General features: G+C 69.2%; 13 protein-coding genes. 6 read left to right on the top strand and 7 right to left on the bottom strand.

All coding sequences use genetic code 11. The features are described 5' to 3' along the window. Position 1 precedes the first annotated feature (1 nt). From D7Y21_RS08405 to D7Y21_RS08395, 3 genes are read right to left on the bottom strand one after another with little or no spacing between them, the layout of a single operon-like run. A complete protein-coding gene (locus D7Y21_RS08405; RefSeq protein ID WP_121712407.1) occupies positions 2 to 1594 on the bottom strand; it encodes a DUF1501 domain-containing protein in 1593 nt (530 codons plus the stop codon). Positions 1595 to 1605: 11 nt separating this feature from the next. Beyond that, the gene (locus D7Y21_RS08400) at positions 1606 to 2598 is read right to left on the bottom strand and encodes a hypothetical protein (protein WP_121712405.1); all 993 of its coding nucleotides are present in this window, start codon (positions 2596 to 2598) and stop codon (positions 1606 to 1608) included. A 1-nt stretch (position 2599) separates the two neighbouring features. Beyond that, positions 2600 to 4246 carry a hypothetical protein gene (locus tag D7Y21_RS08395; protein ID WP_233612026.1) on the bottom strand — a complete coding sequence of 549 codons (1647 nt, stop codon included), beginning with the start codon at positions 4244 to 4246 and terminating at the stop codon, positions 2600 to 2602. 489 nt (positions 4247 to 4735) lie between these two features. Between D7Y21_RS08395 and D7Y21_RS08390 the strand changes: the two genes are divergently transcribed. The 4 genes from D7Y21_RS08390 (at position 4736) to D7Y21_RS08375 (ending at position 9532) form a co-directional block, all read left to right on the top strand. Next, the gene (locus tag D7Y21_RS08390) at positions 4736 to 5914 is read left to right on the top strand and encodes a right-handed parallel beta-helix repeat-containing protein (protein ID WP_121712403.1); all 1179 of its coding nucleotides are present in this window, start codon (positions 4736 to 4738) and stop codon (positions 5912 to 5914) included. A gap of 117 nt (positions 5915 to 6031) precedes the next feature. After that, positions 6032 to 7213, top strand: a complete 1182-nt coding sequence (locus D7Y21_RS08385; RefSeq protein ID WP_121712401.1) for a right-handed parallel beta-helix repeat-containing protein — start codon at positions 6032 to 6034, stop codon at positions 7211 to 7213. A gap of 116 nt (positions 7214 to 7329) precedes the next feature. After that, positions 7330 to 8511, top strand: a complete 1182-nt coding sequence (locus D7Y21_RS08380; protein WP_121712446.1) for a right-handed parallel beta-helix repeat-containing protein — start codon at positions 7330 to 7332, stop codon at positions 8509 to 8511. Between the two features lie 145 nt (positions 8512 to 8656). Next, entirely contained in the window at positions 8657 to 9532 is an 876-nt protein-coding gene (locus D7Y21_RS08375) for a flagellar motor protein MotB (RefSeq protein ID WP_121712400.1), read from the top strand. A gap of 13 nt (positions 9533 to 9545) precedes the next feature. Here the strand turns inward: D7Y21_RS08375 and D7Y21_RS08370 are convergent, their stop codons facing one another. Both D7Y21_RS08370 and D7Y21_RS08365 read right to left on the bottom strand, forming a co-directional pair. Next, positions 9546 to 10085 carry a hypothetical protein gene (locus tag D7Y21_RS08370; protein ID WP_233612025.1) on the bottom strand — a complete coding sequence of 180 codons (540 nt, stop codon included), beginning with the start codon at positions 10083 to 10085 and terminating at the stop codon, positions 9546 to 9548. Between the two features lie 107 nt (positions 10086 to 10192). Then, positions 10193 to 11074 (bottom strand): NAD(P)-dependent oxidoreductase, encoded by an 882-nt coding sequence (locus D7Y21_RS08365; RefSeq protein WP_121712396.1) that lies wholly within the window; start codon positions 11072 to 11074, stop codon positions 10193 to 10195. 184 nt (positions 11075 to 11258) lie between these two features. Here D7Y21_RS08365 and D7Y21_RS08360 point away from each other — a divergent pair, with 184 nt between their 5' ends. Both D7Y21_RS08360 and D7Y21_RS08355 read left to right on the top strand, forming a co-directional pair. After that, on the top strand, positions 11259 to 12275 hold the full coding sequence (locus tag D7Y21_RS08360) for an alcohol dehydrogenase (protein ID WP_120566183.1): 1017 nt from the start codon (positions 11259 to 11261) through the stop codon (positions 12273 to 12275). A gap of 81 nt (positions 12276 to 12356) precedes the next feature. Continuing rightward, positions 12357 to 13886, top strand: a complete 1530-nt coding sequence (locus D7Y21_RS08355; RefSeq protein ID WP_121712394.1) for a M28 family metallopeptidase — start codon at positions 12357 to 12359, stop codon at positions 13884 to 13886. 55 nt (positions 13887 to 13941) lie between these two features. On the opposite strand, the gene D7Y21_RS08350 is transcribed toward D7Y21_RS08355, so the two are convergent. Next, positions 13942 to 14142, bottom strand: a complete 201-nt coding sequence (locus tag D7Y21_RS08350) for a hypothetical protein (RefSeq protein WP_120566185.1) — start codon at positions 14140 to 14142, stop codon at positions 13942 to 13944. A 169-nt stretch (positions 14143 to 14311) separates the two neighbouring features. Beyond that, positions 14312 to 16390: a sodium-translocating pyrophosphatase gene (locus D7Y21_RS08345; RefSeq protein WP_120566186.1), complete on the bottom strand. Its 2079-nt coding sequence runs from the start codon at positions 16388 to 16390 to the stop codon at positions 14312 to 14314. Positions 16391 to 16510: the final 120 nt, after the last annotated feature.

The following is a 16510-nucleotide window of genomic DNA, read 5'->3' as shown; positions in this document are numbered from 1 at the left end:
CTCACCCCTTCACGACGCCGTCGAAGACGCCGTAGCCGCCGGGGATGAAGAAGTCCTTCCCCGGCTCCAGGCCGAAGGCGTTCATCACCGTCGCCGCGATGTCCTGCGAGCGCGGCGCACGGGAGCCTCGGCTCCCGTCCTCCTCCACCAGCGACACCGGCGCCCCCATGGGCGAGCCGTTCATCGTCTCGTCGTAGCCGCCGAGCATCTGGTTGCCCTGGATGCCGCCGCCCACGAGCAGCGCGCAGGTCGCCGGGTGGTGATCACTCCCCTGCTTCGGGAACGTCCGCCCGAAGTCGCTGTAGACGTACACGAGCGTCTCATCCAGCAGCGACCGGGACGGGTCCGACTTGCTGGGGGTGAGGCTCATCTCGATGCACAACCGCCCCACCATCTCCAGCGCGATGCGCAGGTGGTTGGTGTGCATCTGCACGCCGTTCGCGCTGTGGGTGTCGAAGGAGTTGTTGGAGAAACTGGTGGCTCGCAGGTTCACCGACGTCACCAGGTCGGACTTCAACAGCCGCAAGGCGAGGTCATAGGACCCCATCGACGGACCCGTGCCGCAGGCGTCCGCGTAGCCGATGCACGCCGTCCAATTCTCCGGGTAGCTCGGGTCCGCCTTGAGCTTCTCCCACGCCAGGGTGTTGCCCAGCACGGAGAGGATGTCACGGCGGATCGTCCGGCTCGCGCCCTTGTAGGTGTCATAGAGCTGCTCGAGCATCGCGTCCGTGCCGCTCGTGGACACGCCCCGCTCCGCGCGCAGCGCCTTCATGAGCGCCGCGTCCACGGGCGTGAGCGGCACCGTCCCCGGAAGCGCCGAGCCGTCGAAGGCCACGTCCGGCACGTCGCTGCGGGCGCGGAGCCCCTTCCAGGCGCTGTCGCGCTTGTCGGACAGCGTCGGCTCCACCGATACCGCGGAGCGCAGCACGGTCGGGTTCGCCAGCGCGGGCAGTCCCAACGCGGTCGGAAGTTGACCGCCCAGGCTGACGTTGGGGATGGGCCGGTCCGGGAAGCGCTGGGCCATGGCGTTCGCGATGACGGCCTGCACCGCCGGGGCGCGGAAGCTCGCGCCCGCCACGCCGCACATGCTGGCGACGATGCCGCTCGTGTGCGCGGCCGTGTTCTGGTCCGCGCCCACGAGCAGCGCGGCCTTCTCGTAGAGCTTGTACGTGGGGTCCGCCCACGCATAGCCCCACGGCCGGTAGATCTGCTGGTTGTTCACGACAGGGTTCGTGCCCCGCGCGTCGGCGGGGTTCGCCCAGTTCCAGTAGATGGGCCCGCGCAGCTTGCGCACCGGCCCGGGCGCATCCAGGTCCACCGGCGAGCGGTCGAAGTTCTCCACCTGCTCCGGCAGGTAGCCCACGGGAATGACGCCGCCCTGCGCGGGGGGAATGAACTTGTTGATGCCGGCGCGGGACAGCGGGGAGAAGAAACTCTCCCAGTGCAGACCTCCGTCCAGCCAGATGCCCAGGAGCTTGGTGGGGCGTCCCGGCACTGGCGCGGCCGAGGCCGTGGACAGCCCGAAGCGCGCCATGAGTCCCAGTTGCGTGGCCCCGAGGGCCAGCTCGAACAGCTTGCGGCGAGAGAGCTTCATGGGGTGCCCCTTCAGTAGAAGATCCAGTGCGGGTGACGGATGAAGTACGAGCACACGCCCACCCAGGCGGGCTCGGTGTCCGTCGGTGTCGAGAGCGGCACGAAGACATCCGCGTAGAGCGCGTCCACCTGCGCGTCGGAGAAGCGCTCGCCCAGGAAGTGCAGGGACCAGCGGCGCAGCGTGGCCTTCACCTCCACGGGGTCTGCGGTGCGCTGCGTGCCCGCCGGGAAGAGCGCCACGTTGCCCGTCTTGGCCAACGCCAGACGGCACCACCGCTGGGACACCTGCGTCAGCGTGAGCGCGAACGTGGGGGATGCGCTCCGGTCCGGAGAGGTCTGGTTCATCACCGAGCCTCCGCCCAGCCCATAGAAGCGCTCGGCGGGGGGCTGCTGCCGCGGAGCTGGCACGGCGTCCGGCGGCTGCAGCGGGTAGAGGTCGTCACTGCGCTGCTCCGCCATCGGGATGCCGAACTCCGTCGCGGAGGTGAAGAAGTCGTCGTGGCCGAGCCCCAGCTGCTGGTACAGCGCCCGCTGCACCTGGGTCGCGTTCATGCGGGTGATGCGCGACGCATCGGGGTCCGGGCGCTCGTCGCGCTGCTGCGCGCCAAGCCCCTGCACCCACGCGCGGACCTCCGCCACGGTCAGCGTCGCCGTGCCTTCCGAGACGAGCTGGGCGTAGGACTTCTCCCCGATGGGCATCTGCTTGAAGGCGGCAATGCCCCGGCCTTCCAGCAGGCGGATCAGCTCGCTGTCATCCGGGCTGCCCGCCTTCACCAGCCGGGCATCGGAGACCAGGAGGCTCTGGAACGCGTCCGTGGAAGCGAAGTACCCACGCGCGCCCTGCGCGTGGCAGCCCTCACAGTGCGGCTTGAGGCCCTGCATGATGCGCACGGTTTCGGAGCTGGCCGGGGTGCCACAGGCGTTCTGAGCCTGCGTGGCGGGGGTGTCCCTGCCGCACGCGAACGCCACGGGAAGCACGAGAAGGAGGAGTGCGAAGCGGTTCATGTCAGCGCCCCCGCTGGAAGAGGTTGGACTGCGTGAGGGATTTGACGAACGGGCGGACCTTGCGGCCTTGCGCGACGAAGCGCGCCACCTGCGCGTCCAGGTAGCCCGCCTCCCGCGCCGGGTCGATGTCCCGCCCCAGCACCTGCGCATGGAGGTGCCGCACCACGCAGCGATCGAACGCCCCCGCTGCGACAATGAGCTTGGCGAAGCCGAGCGGGCCCACCGTCCCGTCCCCCACCTGCCCCAGCAGCGTCTGATCCGGAGGGAGGAAGTCGAGGAAGACGGCCTCGGGGTTCACCTGCTCCTGGGCCTCGGTGATGGGCGTGAGCAGCGTGTCGGCCGTGTACCAGCGGTTCCAGTGGCTGAACGGATCTCCGCCGTAGGGGTACACGCCCCTGCGCCACTGGATGGGCCAATGCCAGGTGGTGCCCACGCCGGGCATCAGGTACTTCGCGCCATGACCCTCGGACGCCGAGCCCTGCTTCGCGAAGCGCTTGAAGTGGATGGCCGCGGGGTCGAGCCGTCGGTGGCAGTGCTGGCAGGGCCCTTCCGTGCCCGGGTCGCGGCGGTACTCGTTGAACTTCTGCCCCAGGGGCGGCGAGAGGACCTCGCACGCCAGCGTCTCCAGGGCCCGCGCACCGCGCACGCGCTCGCGCGGATAGCCCGTGAGGAATCCCAGGCTGGTGAGCATGCCCGCGGCCGGAATGCCCCGCGAGGGATCCACCTGGATGCGAGGGTCGTAGCGGTAGTCGCGCTCGGCGAGGAGGAAGGGATTGCGCGCGGGGACCTGATACTCGCGCCAGGCGAGCGGATCCCCCGGTGCGTGTTCCGGATCCACCGGCGCACCCAGGAAGCGCGACGGCCGCCACCAGGAGTCGTCGTCGAGAAGCCCGGTCGCGCCGCCCTCCAGGCCCTGCATCACGTACGCGGCCTGCAGCCGGGTGGGCGCGACGGAGTACGTGCCGAGGATGAGGTCCGTCACCGGCCGGTCGTGCCACGCGAGGTGGGCGAAGAGGCGCGCGGGCTCCTCGGACACGAGCCGCCGCTGGCCCTGCTCGGCGTAGTGCAGGTAGTCCTCCCAGCCGGCGTACTGCTGGAAGTCGGCGTGGCAGCGCACGGCGTTGGGGCCGCAGCCGCAGGTGCCCACCGGACCAGCGGTGGCGCAGGTGAGGGGCACGGGGGTGCCGTTGACGGATCCGGTACCCGTGGCGGAGGTGTTGGCCGCGGCCCCCACCAGCGTCACCGTGGTGCCCGGCGCCCACCACGGCTCCACGGTGAGCTCCTCCACGGGCGTGCCATCCACCTTCACCCCGCTGCAGGCGGTGTCTTCACCCCGGAAGTACTTCCAGGCGCCAGCCTTCGCCGTGCCCGCGGGGCAGCGCTGGATGGACCGCTGCTGCTGCACGCCGTACTCCGGCGCGTCGGCGGTGCGAGGCACGAGCGGGATGTTGAACCAGTCGCGCGCCTGCTCGAACATCGTCCGGTAGAACGCGGGCTGCCCGAGCGTCTCGTCGACGAAGTGCTCCACGAAGGCCCGCTGCGAGGCGTCGTCGCCCGCGGCCTCGAGCGCGGCGAACTCCTCGTCCGTCGGGGGCGTCCCGCGCAGCGCGAGCGAGGCCCGCCGCAGCAGCCGGCTGGGGGCGAGCATGTCGTTCTTCTCGCCCGCGTCGGGGGCACCGGAAGGCGTGGGGTCCTCACACCCTGCGTCCGTCGAGCCTGACGGATCCACGTCATGATCAGCCGGCCCACCCACAACGCCAGTGCAGGCTGTCCACACGAAGAGAATCAGGGCCCACCCGACGGAGCGTCGCCAGGTGCCAGGAGCCATCGCGTCGCGCGAAATCATGCGCGCCGCAAAGGCAATGCGTGTGCCAGATACCCGACACAGCGGGCATTTCATCTCTCGCTCTGAGAAAGCGCGCGCGGCCGTGGAAACAGCGATGACTGGCGATGGCACTCCCCCACACAGTGAGGCCCGCTCCCCCCATTTCGTCATGGAGATCCACGTCACCCCGCCGTGCCTTCATGCTGTCGCCCTGCCAGCGGCGCACTGCCACCCATGGGCGGGATGATGCGGAGGGTGCTTTCCCTAGGATCTCCGCCGGTGGCCGGACGTCTCCGGCCCGGGGGAGGCAGCATGAAGCAGACACGCGGATTCGCCATGGTGATGGCTGTGACCACCGTGCTCACGGGAGCGCCCGACGTCCTGGCCCGTGACACGGTTCCATCCAACGTGGAGCCCAAGGTGATCTTCACCACCGGCCACACCGTCCGGTGCGGTGACACCCTCACCCAGCACACGCTCCTCACGCAGGATCTCAACTGCCCGGGCTCGGCGCCCTTCGCGCTCCGGGTCGTGGGCGCAGGCATCGTCCTCGACCTGGGTGGCCACACCGTGCGCCGCACCGGGACGACGACTACCGAAACACCGGGCATCGAGCTCCAGGCCAACAGCATGGTGCGCAATGGCACGGTTCAGGGATTCGGCCGGGGCATCGCCACGCCTGACGGCTCGGACGCTTCGAACGTGCGACTCCACAAGCTCGCGCTCGTCGACAACTACACGGGTGTCTACAACGCTGCCACCACGAACTTCCTCATCACGGAGTGCCGCGTGAGCGGAAGCGCCACCGGGCTGAGCCGTGAGTTCGACGCGTCCAGCGGCAGCTTCGACGTGAGGTCGTCGGTGTTCACCGGCAACAGGCTCGCGATGCTCGCGGACTACCATGACATCGACGTGCTCGACTCCACGTTCACGTCCAACGAGAGCGTCATCTACTGCTGGGAAGGCCGCGTCCGCTTCAGGTCGAGCACGATCGCGTGGAACAACTCCGTGGGCTCGATCCCCAACGACGGTGACGGCCCCCGGGCCTGCGAGGAGATGCGCTTCGAGAACACGCTCATCGCGAACAACGCCACGATCGCGCCCTACTCGATTCCCGTCTGGGAGCCGTACAAGCTGTCGATGCTCGACACGCTGGTCGTCAACAACGGCACGGGGCTCCAGGCCACGGCCCTGACCGTCTACATCGACGGCAACACCTTCTATGACAACGCGGGCGGCCTGACCCTGTCCGACCGCGAAGGGCCCGCCGGTGGCACGCTCACGGGCATCGTCCGAGGCAACGAGTTCCTCAGCAACGACGGGGACGGACTCCGGGTGGAGCCGCCCAGCACCCCCACGGTGATAAACAACGTCGCCCTGGGCAATGCGGGCTTTGGCATCTACGCGCCCACCGCCTTTGACGGCGGCGGGAACGTCGCGCGCGACAACACCGCGGGCGACTGCGTCGGCATTGTCTGTTCGCCCTTCTGAGCGTCACCGTGTCGCCCTCCAGGCGGCGTGCTGCTCCCACTGGGGGGGAAGCCGTCTGGAGCGCAGTGCCTAGCCTCTTGCGCCGGTGGCCGGACGTCTCCGGCCCTGGGAGGCAGCATGAAGCAGACGCGTGGATTCACCGTGGCCCTGGCTGTGACCACCTTGCTCACGGGGGCGCCCAAGGCGCAGGCCCGTGACACGGAGCCTTCCGACGCGGAAGCCCAGGTCGTGTTCACCGGAGGCGCCACCGTCCGGTGCGGCGACACGATCACTCAGCACACGCGACTTACGCGCGATCTCTACTGCCCGAGTTCGGCGCCCTTCGCGCTCCGGGTCGACGGCCCGGGCATCGTCCTGGATCTGGGCGGCCACACCGTGCGCCGCACGGGTCCGGCGAACTCCACCTCTCATGGCATCGTGGTCGCCAACGGCAGGATGGTGCGCAATGGCACGGTCCAGGGATTCGTCAGCGGCATCTCTACCACCAACGGCTCACCCGTGCTGAACCTGCGGCTGCATGCGCTCGCGATCCTCGACAACGGCATCGGCGTCTACAACCGGGCGTCCTATGCGAACTTCCTCATCACGGACTCGCGCCTGAGCGGGAATGGCAGAGGGATGAGCGGCGAGTTCGATGCGTCCACGGGAACCTTCGACATACGGTCATCCATCTTCACCCACAACGAGATCGCGATGTTCGCGGACTTCCATGACTTCGACGTGCTCGACTCCACGTTCACGTCCAATGAGAGCGCCGCCTACTGCTGGCACGGCAGGATCCGCTTCAGGTCGAGCACGCTCGCGTGGAATGACGCCGTGAGCACGATTCCCAACGACGGCAACGACGCCCGCGTCTGCAGCGAGATGCGGTTCGAGAACACGCTCATCGCGAACAACACCGCGTTCGCGCCTCCTGCCAACCCGGTCTGGGAGCCGATCCAGCTGTCGATGCTCGACACGCTGGTCGTCAGCAACGACACGGGACTCCAGGTCGCGGCCCAGACCGTCTACATCGACGGCAACACCTTCCATGACAACGCGAGCGGCCTGACCCTGTCGGACCGCGTCGGCCTCTCCACCGTCCCGCTCACGGGCATCGTCCGCGGCAACCAGTTCCTGAGCAATGACGGGGATGGACTCCGGGTCGTGCCGCCCAGCACCCCCACGGTGATCAACAACGTCGCCCTGGGCAACGCGGGCTTCGGCATCTACGCGCCCACCGCCTTCGACGGCGGTGGAAACGTCGCGCGAGACAACACCGCGGGCGACTGCGTGGGCATCGTCTGTTCGCCCTTTTGAGCACCACCGTGTCGCGCTCCGGGCGGCGTGCTGCTCCCACTGGGGGGGAAGCCATCTGGAGCACCGTGCCCAGCCTCTTCCGCCGGAGGCCGGACATCTCCGGCTGGGGAGGCAGCATGAAACAGACACGCGGATTCGTCGTCGCCATGGCCGTGACCACCCTGCTCACGGGGGCGCCCGAGGCGCAGGCCCGTGACACGGAGCCTTCCGACGCGGAAGCCCCGGTCGTGTACACCGGCGGCTCCCACGTCCGGTGTGGAGACACGATCACCGAGCACACGCGACTTACGCGCGATCTCTACTGCCCCAGCTCGGCGCCCTTCGCGCTCCGGGTCGCGGGCGAAGGCGTCGTCCTGGATCTGGGCGGCCACACCGTGCGCCGCACGGGTCCGGCGGATATCTACTCGCAAGGCATCACGCTGCAGGCCAACAGCATGGTGCGCAATGGCACGATTCAAGGATTCGGCCGGGCCATCATGGTTCTTGGCGGCTCGGGACCATTGAACGTGCGCCTCCACAAGCTCGCGCTCCTCGACGGCTACGCGGGTGTCTTCAACGAGGCCACCGCGACGGCCTTCCTCATCACGGAGTGCCGCGTGAGTGGGCAGAGCGTCGGGATGAGGGGGGAGATTGATGCGTCCACCGGCTCTTTCGACGTGAGGTCGTCGGTGTTCACCCACAACGAACTCGCGATGCTCGCGGATTTCCACAGCATCGACGTGCTCGACTCCACGTTCACGTCCAATGGGAACGCCTTCAACTGCTGGGACGGCCTCATCCGCATCAGGTCGAGCACGATCGCGTGGAACGACGCAGTGGGTGAGATCCGCAATGACCCCGGCTTCCGTACCTGCAACGAAATTCGGTTCGAGAACACGCTCATCGCGAACAACGCCGCATTCGCGCTCGCCTCCGAGCCGGTCTGGAATCCGATCAAGCTGTCGATGCTCGACACCCTGGCCGTCCACAACGGCACGGGGCTCCAGGTCGCGGCCGAGACCGTCTACATCGACGGCAGCACCTTCCATGACAACGCGAGCGGCCTGACCCTGTCCACCCGCGAAGGGCCCACCACCCCAGGCCCGCTCACGGGCATCGTCCGCGGCAACCAGTTCCTGTCCAACGACGGGGACGGACTCCGGGTGGAGCCGCCCAGCACACCCACGGTGATCAACAACCTTGCCCTGAACAACACGGGCTTCGGCATCTACGCGCCCACCGCCTATGACGGCGGCGGAAACGTCGCGCGAAACAACACCGCGGGCAACTGCGTCGGCATCGTCTGCGCCATGTATTGACGTCCACGCCAGTGGCGGCGCACTTCGGCTGCCCTGGCTGGAACAATTCACCTCCAGACACCTGCACACACCCGGGGCGCCTTGAGGCGCACCCGGGCGCTTTCACTAGCGTGGCCTCCGTCCATTCCACCCTGGAGGTCGCAACATGGAAGAGGAACGCGGAAGGGCCTGGGGGCCCTGGCTGGTGACGGCGCTGGTGGCGGTGCTCGCGGGTCTGGTGCTCTATCTGTCGCATCGCAGCACGACCCGCGCGGACGCGGAGGCTGCGTCCGCCACTGCCCGGGCCAGCGAAGCGGAGGCCGCGAAGGAGCAGCTGGAAGCGAAGCTGGCCGCGCTGGAGGCGGAGCACGCGAAGCTGACCACGGAGAAGGATCAGCTCAACACGGAGAAGGAACAGCTCAGCCAGACGGTGCAGGAGCAGGAGGCGGAGCTCGCCCGGCTCAAGGCCACCTACGAGGACCTCCAGGACAAGCTGAAGAAGGAGATCGCCGAGGGCGCCATCCGCCTGTCGCAGGACGGAGGCCGCCTCCAGGTGGACCTGGTCGACAAGGTCCTCTTCGATTCAGGCGACGCCAGCATCAGCACGCGCGGCCAGGAGGTCCTCACCCGCCTGGGCGGCGTGCTGTCCAAGGTGGATGACAAGCTCATCCAGGTGTCGGGCCACACCGACGACTCGCCGCCCACGCAGAAGCTCCAGGCCACCTTCCCCACCAACTGGGAGCTGTCCGTCGCGCGCGCCGTCAACGTGGTGCGCTTCCTCCAGGAGAAGGGCGGCGTTCCCGCGAAGCGCATGCTCGCGGCCGGCTACGGCGACACGCGGCCCCTGGGGGCCAATGCCTCGCCGCAGGGCCGTGCTCGCAACCGTCGCATCGAGCTGCTGTTGATCCCGGAGCTGGCCGCCAAGCGGAACCCCGCCATCGCGAAGGGTGCCCCCGCGAAGGCGACTCCGGCGAAGGGTGCCCCCGCGAAGGCGGCGGCAGTGAAGCCCGCCGTCGGAAAGAAGTCCGCGTCCGGCCGGTAGAGGCGCGCGGGCGTTATTCGGAGAGGTGGCGGGACGCCCGCCACTTCTTTCCGTTGAACAGGTAGACCCACGTGGCGTTGCCCTCGCCCCAGTCGACCAGCCCCTGCCGCGCCGTCTTGGGCTCGCCGTGGGGGCCTGGCTTGGAGCGGATGCCGTAGAGCTGGAGGCAGCTCACCTCGCGAGGAAGGGCGAGCACCTCCCGCACCTTCCCGTCCTTCGTGAACAGCACCCGCACCGGCACGGCCCCGTTGCACGAGTAGCCCTTGCCCGGGAACGCGTAGTCCGGCTGGCCATCCTTGTCGAAGTCCCCCTGGACGCAGGGCCACCCGTCCGTCTTCAAGGCGTTCAGGTCCACGCCAATCTCCGCGAGCTGGGCGGTCGCCGTGCCGGGCGTTCCCACGCAGAGGCAGCGCCAGTTCTCCACCGGCGAACACGCCGGATCCACGGGAGCGATCGCCACGCGCTCGCTGTCCGGCTTCGCGGGCGGAGAGGCCTCCGCCCATCCCACGGCCGCCAGCGAAAGAGCCCACGGCCACATCCGACGCATCCGCATCACTCGTCGCTCCTGGTGTTCAACGTTCGTGGTGCAGCTGACGGGCTTGGACCCGCCAGCAGGTTCACCGCGGCGACATACCAGGGCGTTGGCGGAACGGAACGGGCTCAGTCCTGTTTCAGCGTGCGGAACACTGCGGGCAACTCCTGCTCACCCAGCCCCGCGCCAAGGGCCTGCCGGTAGTTCTCCAGCAGCTCCCGCGGGAAGCGGGCGCTGATGCGGGCGTCCGTGCTCAGCCGGACGATGTGCTCGATGGCCGCGACATGGGTGTTGAGGCTGCACTGCTGGCCGGTGAAGTCGTTGCGCGCGATCATGTCTTGCGCCGCGTCCGCGGTGACGGAGATCAAGCCCAGGAAGGAGTTCTTCTGGGCGAAGAAGGCCTTCGGGTCCAGCCCCTCGGCCTGACACATCGCCGCGGCGTGGAGGACCGCCAGGGAGCCTCCGTAGTAGGCCTCGAGGATGGCGCAGTCGAGCGTCGCGGCGGAGCCGATCTTCTCGTCGACGTAGACGGAGTTCTTGGCGATGGCCTGGAGCGTCTCCTGGTGCCGGTCGAACACGGCTCGCGACCCGGCGTAGTAGACCGTCGCGTAGTCGGTGGCCACGAACGCGGGATAGGCGAGGATCGCCGCGTCCAGGTAGTCCACGCCGTGGGCCCTCGCCCACTCCAGGCCTCCACGCGCATCCGCCGGTGAGCCGCTGGTGAGCTGGACCAGTGTCGTTCCGGAGAGTGCCGACGCGACGGCCTGCGAGGCGACCAACTCCGACCACGCCGCGTAGTTGGACAACGAGACGACCACGAGCGCTCGCCCGGTGACGGCCTCCACCAGGCTCTCGAACGCGACGGTGCCACCGCCCACGGCCCTGGCCTTGCCCGGCGTCCGGTTCCACACCGCGACGTCGTGCCCCGCCGCGGCGAAGGCTCGCGCCAGCGCGCTGCCCATGAGACCACTGCCAATCACCGCGAGCTTCGTCGAACGGCTGGAAGTCATCGTCACGCCCCTGTTGTGAGGCGCCCAGCCTCGGAGCACGCGCACGCCGCGTCAACCCGGACGCTTGTTGAACAACCCGGAGGACGGGCCCTGTCCTCCCTGCCCGCTCACCTGCCTGGCGTTCATCCTCACTCCAGGTGCGCCCGCACCGCGTCATCCCCATCCCTCCCCCCGAGGAGGCGCCATGGCCAGGAAGATGAAGGCAATGCAGGTGCAGAAGGCGGGAGGCCCGCTCGAAGTGGTCGAGCGCGATATCCCCGAGCCCGGTCCCGGACAGGTCCGGATCGCGGTGGAGGCGTGTGGCGTCTGCCACAGCGATGCCATCACCAAGGAAGGCTGGATGCCCATCCAGTATCCCCGGGTGCCGGGCCACGAGGTGGTGGGCCGCATCGAACGGGTGGGCCCTGGCGTGACGGCCTGGAAGGAAGGACAGCACGTCGGCGTGGGCTGGCACGGGGGCCATTGCGGTCAGTGCGTCGCGTGCCGCAGCGGCGACTTCGTCACCTGTGAGAAGCAGCAGATCTGCGGCATCAGCTACGACGGTGGCTACGCGGAGTATCTGGTCGCGCCCCAGGAGGCGCTGGCCCGGGTCCCGGAGGGGATGAGCTCCGAGGATGCCGCGCCCCTGCTCTGCGCGGGCGTCACCACGTACAACTCCCTGCGCAACATGGGCGCGCGGCCGGGGGACCTGGTCGCGGTGCAAGGCATTGGCGGCCTGGGCCACCTGGCCATCCAATACGCCAGCAAGTTCGGCTACCGCACCGCCGCCATCTCGCGTGGCGCGGACAAGAAGCCCCTGGCGATGGAGCTGGGCGCGCACGAATACATCGACACGGAGAAGGGCCCACCCGCGGAGGCCCTCCAGAAGCTCGGAGGCGCGCGCGTCATCATGATGACCGCGTCGAGCAGCAGCCTCGCGGGCGAGCTGGTCGGAGGACTGGGACGCAACGGCACCCTGCTGCTGCTGGGCGCGGGCTCCGAGCCCATCCCCGTCAACAGCCTGTCCCTGATCATGAAGCGCACGCGCATCCAGGGCTGGCCCAGCGGCGTGCCCCAGGACTCGCAGGAGGCCATGGCCTTCAGCGCGCTCGCGGGCGTGCGCTCGCGCAACGAGGTGTTCCCCCTGGACCGCGCGGCGGAGGCCTACGAGCGGATGATGAGCAACAAGGCCCGCTTCCGGGTGGTGCTCAAGATGCGCTGACGCCCGGATGGAGACTCGTGCTTGCCGGAGAACGGCCGGGGTGGGGATGCTTGCGCCGTCCTCTTCCCCGGTGGCCTCCGCATGTCCCCTCCCCGTCCGCTCCTCCGCCTCGCGGCGCTGTCCCTCGCCCTGGCCCTCCCGGCTCCCACCTGGGCCGAGGAGGCCCCGCCTTCCGTGCGTGAGCGCGAAGCCGCGCTGCTCATGGGGAGCGTGCTGGGGGCAACGCCCATGCTGGAAGACCTGCGCTCGCTGGTGGATGAAGTGGGCGGGAGGGCCACGGGCTCCGAAGCCAACCAGCGCTCCGTGTCGTGGGCGCTGGAGCGCTTCCGCGCCGCGGGCGTGACGGCGCGCGCGGAGCCCTTCCCCATGCCGGCGCTGTGGCTGGAGCGCGCCGCCACCGCGTCCGTGAAGGGCCAGGACGTGAGCTTCGCCCCGCGCGTGGCCGCGATGCCCTTCTCCACCGCCACGCCCAAGGGAGGCCTCACCGCGCCGCTGCTGGACGTGGGCCGGGGCACCGAGGCGGACTTCAAGCGCCTGGGCACGAAGGCGCGCAGCGCATACCTGCTGGTGGAGACCGACGAGCTCAAGGACGTCGACGGGCTCTTCCGCGAGTACGACGAGGCGGCGACCATCGAGTCCCGTGCGTTCGCCGCGGGCGTGGCCGGCGTCGTCTACATGGGCAGCCGGCCCGGCAACCAGCTCTACCGGCACAGCGTCTCGGTGGGCCCCAGGAACACCCGCCCCATGCTGGTGATGGAGCGTGACGGCGCGAAGCGCGCGCTGCGGCTGCTGCGCTCCGGCAAGGCGCTGAACCTCACCGCGGTGCTGGACCTGCGAACGGGCGGCCCCTACGAGGCACGCAACGTCATCGGCGAGATTCGCGGCGCCACGCATCCCGACGAGGTCGTCGTGCTGGGGGCACACCTGGACAGCTGGGACCTGGGCGGCGGCGCGCTGGACAACGGCGCCAACGTCGCGATGCTGCTCGACCTCGCACGGCAGATGCAGCGCCTGGGCCTGAAGCCCGCGCGCACGCTGCGCTTCGCGCTGTGGAACGGCGAGGAGCAGGGCATGTACGGCTCGGCCGGCTATGCGCGCTCGCACGCGGTGGAGCTGGACCGGCACACGCTGGCGCTGTCAGTGGACATCGGCTGCGGGCGCATCACCGGCTTCTACACGAACGGCCGGCCCGCGCTGGTGCCGCTGGTGGACAAGGCCTTGAAGCCGGTGGCGGGCCTGGGCCCCTTCACGCAGGTGGACGTGCCGGTGGTGGGCACCGACAACTTCGACTTCATGATGCACGGCGTGGCCAACCTCATCGCCAACCAGGAGCCGGCCACGTACGGGCCCAACTACCACGCGCGCTCGGATGAATTCGAACAGTGCGACGCGCGCACGCTGCGCGCCAACGCGGCCGTGGTGGGCGCGCTCGCGTGGGGCTTCGCGACGATGGAAGAGAAGCTGCCCCGGCAGAGCCGCGCGGAGGTGGAAGCACTCGTGCGCGACACCGACCTGGGCCAGCAGATGAAGTCGTTCAACGTCTGGGAGGAATGGACCGCGGGCACCCGGGGGCACCCGCTCGAAAGGAAGCCCGCCCCGACACTGCGCTGAAGCGAGCGGCCCTCCAGGCCCCAGGCCTCTCGCCTGGGGACCATGCCCAACGGCCTCAGAGCGCCGCTGGCTGCTCCTGGTGCATCCGGGCCTCCACCTGGCGCTGGATGACCAACAGCTGGTCGAACCTGCTCCTCAGCTCCTCACGCAGCTCGAGCTTGTCGGTGCGGACAATCTCGTCCCGCAGCGCATCAGCGCTTTCGGCCAGCACTGCGTGGAGCAGGTGGATCTGCTGCTGGGAGAACTCCAGGACCATGGGACACCTCATCGTCAGGAGAACAGCGAGCGGCACACACCATGAAGTGTAAGCACGTGCTCGCCCACTGCCCCTGACGCGGCCGGCATTGCCTGGCCGGGTGTCTGGTCTCCTACACCCAGGGTGCGGCGCCCGAAGCCGGGTGGCCGCCCCCCAGGGACGGCTCAACTCAGCGCAGCGCGATGAGCGAGGCCACGAGCAGCGACACGACGCTCATGACCTTGATGAGGATGGCCACGCCCGGGCCGGACGTGTCCTTGAAGGGGTCGCCCACCATGTCGCCGACGACGGCGGCCTTGTGGACGGCCGAGCCCTTGGCGTGACCCGGCAGCTTGCCCTTCTCGATGAACTTCTTGGCGTTGTCCCACGCACCGCCCGCGTTGGCCATGTAGAGGGCCATGGTGGCGCCGACGACGAGCGCACCGGCCAGCAGGCCCGCCAGCGCGCCGGGGCCCAGCAGGTAGCCCACCAGCGGCGGGGCGACGATGGCGATGAGGCCCGGGAAGATCATCTCGCGCAGGGCGCCCCGGGTGGCGATGTCGACGATCTTCTTGGGGTCCGGCTCGGCCTTGAGCTCCATCAGGCCGGGGATCTCACGGAACTGACGGCCAATCTCTTCCACGATGGCGCCGGCGGCGCGACCCACCGCGAGCATGGTGGAAGCGCCCACCAGGAACGGGAGGATGGAGCCCAGCAGCAGGCCCACGATGACGTTCGGGTTGGTCAGCTCCAGGCTCATCTCCGCCATGCCGTTGGCGAGACGCGTGTGGTTGACCTCCAGGTTGAACGCGGAGAACAGCGCGATGACCGTGAGGGTCGCGGAGCCGATGGCGAAGCCCTTGCCGATGGCGGCCGTGGTGTTGCCCACCGCGTCCAGCTCGTCGGTGATGGCGCGCACTTCAGGGCCCAGGCCGGACATCTCGGAGATGCCGCCCGCGTTGTCGGAGATGGGGCCGTACGCGTCCACCGTCATCACGACAGCCGTACCGCCCAGCATGCCCACCGCCGACAGCGCGATGCCGTACAGGCCGAGCGCGCGGTCCGCGATGTAGGCCACCAGGGCGATGGTGGCCATGGAGATGCCCACGCTCTCCATGCCGACGGCGAGGCCGCGGATGAGGTTGGTGCCCGCGCCCGTGATGGAGGCCTCCGCGATGCGCTGCACCGGCGTGGACGACGTGTAGTAGTCCGTGACGAGGCCGATGATGGCACCGCCGAAGGCACCCGCCGCCAGCGCGATGGTGATGTTCTGGGACAGGCCGAACACGTTCATCAGCACGAACGACAGGCCCACCAGGATGACCGGGGGCATGATGAGCGCGCTGCGCAGCACCTGCGCGGGGTTCATGTGCTTGAGCGCGCGGGCGATGAAGATGCTCAGCAGGCTGACCACCAGGCCGATGGCGGACAGCACCAGCGGGAGGATGACGCCGGCCAGCTTCGCGTTGCCCGTCGCGTTCGTGTCCACCACGAGGCGGGAGAGCTCCGTCGCGTTGGCGGTCAGCGCGATGGCCATGGCGGCGACGATGGCGGCCACCATGGACTCGTAGATGTCCGCGCCCATGCCGGCCACGTCGCCCACGTTGTCACCCACGTTGTCGGCGATGACGCCGGGGTTGCGCGGGTCGTCCTCGGGGATGTTCTCAATGACCTTGCCGGCGATGTCGGAGCCCACGTCCGCGGCCTTGGTGTAGATGCCGCCGCCCACGCGCGCGAAGAGCGCGATGGAGCTGGCGCCCACGGCGAACGAGTGGAGGATGGGGGACAGCTCCGGGCTGGAGCGGAACACGTAGTAGACGACGCCCATGCCGATGAGGCCCAGGCCGGCGACGGCGAGGCCCATCACGGCGCCGCCATCCAGGGCGACGAGCAGCGCGTTCGGCTTGGAGCCGGTGCGCGCGGCCTGCGCGGTGCGCACGTTCGCGAACGTCGCGGCCTTCATGCCGATGTAGCCCGCGAGCAGCGACAGGAACGCGCCCGCCACGAAGCTCGCGCTCGCGACCGGGCCCAGCGCCAGACCGATGATGATGGCGACGACCACGCAGTAGACCGCGAGTACCTTGTATTCGCGGACGAGGAACGCCATCGCGCCTTCGCGGATGTAGCCCGCGATGCGGTTCATCGTCGCGTCACCATCCGGGAGACCCTTGACGCGGAAGTAGAAGAACGCAGCGAAGAGCAGACCGACGGCGCCGATGACGCTCGGTGCGATCGCCCAGAATTCAGATTCGAGACTCGACAACTCCATCCGTTCCTCCAGAGCAGTCCCGGGGGCCCCTGACCGCTCACCCTGCGGATCGCTCGCGTGCCGCGCGAAATGTGCGGAGGGCCTATACGTGATTTCAGGGCAAGCGGGGAGCCTCCTCGG

Source organism: Corallococcus sp. AB045, from assembly GCF_003668895.1.
GTDB classification, from domain to species: Bacteria; Myxococcota; Myxococcia; order Myxococcales; family Myxococcaceae; genus Corallococcus; species Corallococcus coralloides.
Note: the sequence above shows the minus strand (reverse complement) of the source record. Positions and strands in the feature narration are given on the sequence as shown.

What these genes read in the sequence shown, in the direction of transcription:
- D7Y21_RS08405 (WP_121712407.1), bottom strand. Translation starts at nt 1,594, where the DNA reads ATGAAGCTCTCTCGCCGCAAGCTGTTCGAGCTGGCCCTCGGGGCCACG.
- D7Y21_RS08400 (WP_121712405.1), bottom strand. Translation starts at nt 2,598, where the DNA reads ATGAACCGCTTCGCACTCCTCCTTCTCGTGCTTCCCGTGGCGTTCGCG.
- D7Y21_RS08395 (WP_233612026.1), bottom strand. Translation starts at nt 4,246, where the DNA reads ATGCTCGCCCCCAGCCGGCTGCTGCGGCGGGCCTCGCTCGCGCTGCGC.
- D7Y21_RS08390 (WP_121712403.1), top strand. Translation starts at nt 4,736, where the DNA reads ATGAAGCAGACACGCGGATTCGCCATGGTGATGGCTGTGACCACCGTG.
- D7Y21_RS08385 (WP_121712401.1), top strand. Translation starts at nt 6,032, where the DNA reads ATGAAGCAGACGCGTGGATTCACCGTGGCCCTGGCTGTGACCACCTTG.
- D7Y21_RS08380 (WP_121712446.1), top strand. Translation starts at nt 7,330, where the DNA reads ATGAAACAGACACGCGGATTCGTCGTCGCCATGGCCGTGACCACCCTG.
- D7Y21_RS08375 (WP_121712400.1), top strand. Translation starts at nt 8,657, where the DNA reads ATGGAAGAGGAACGCGGAAGGGCCTGGGGGCCCTGGCTGGTGACGGCG.
- D7Y21_RS08370 (WP_233612025.1), bottom strand. Translation starts at nt 10,085, where the DNA reads ATGCGGATGCGTCGGATGTGGCCGTGGGCTCTTTCGCTGGCGGCCGTG.
- D7Y21_RS08365 (WP_121712396.1), bottom strand. Translation starts at nt 11,074, where the DNA reads ATGACTTCCAGCCGTTCGACGAAGCTCGCGGTGATTGGCAGTGGTCTC.
- D7Y21_RS08360 (WP_120566183.1), top strand. Translation starts at nt 11,259, where the DNA reads ATGGCCAGGAAGATGAAGGCAATGCAGGTGCAGAAGGCGGGAGGCCCG.
- D7Y21_RS08355 (WP_121712394.1), top strand. Translation starts at nt 12,357, where the DNA reads ATGTCCCCTCCCCGTCCGCTCCTCCGCCTCGCGGCGCTGTCCCTCGCC.
- D7Y21_RS08350 (WP_120566185.1), bottom strand. Translation starts at nt 14,142, where the DNA reads ATGGTCCTGGAGTTCTCCCAGCAGCAGATCCACCTGCTCCACGCAGTG.
- D7Y21_RS08345 (WP_120566186.1), bottom strand. Translation starts at nt 16,390, where the DNA reads ATGGAGTTGTCGAGTCTCGAATCTGAATTCTGGGCGATCGCACCGAGC.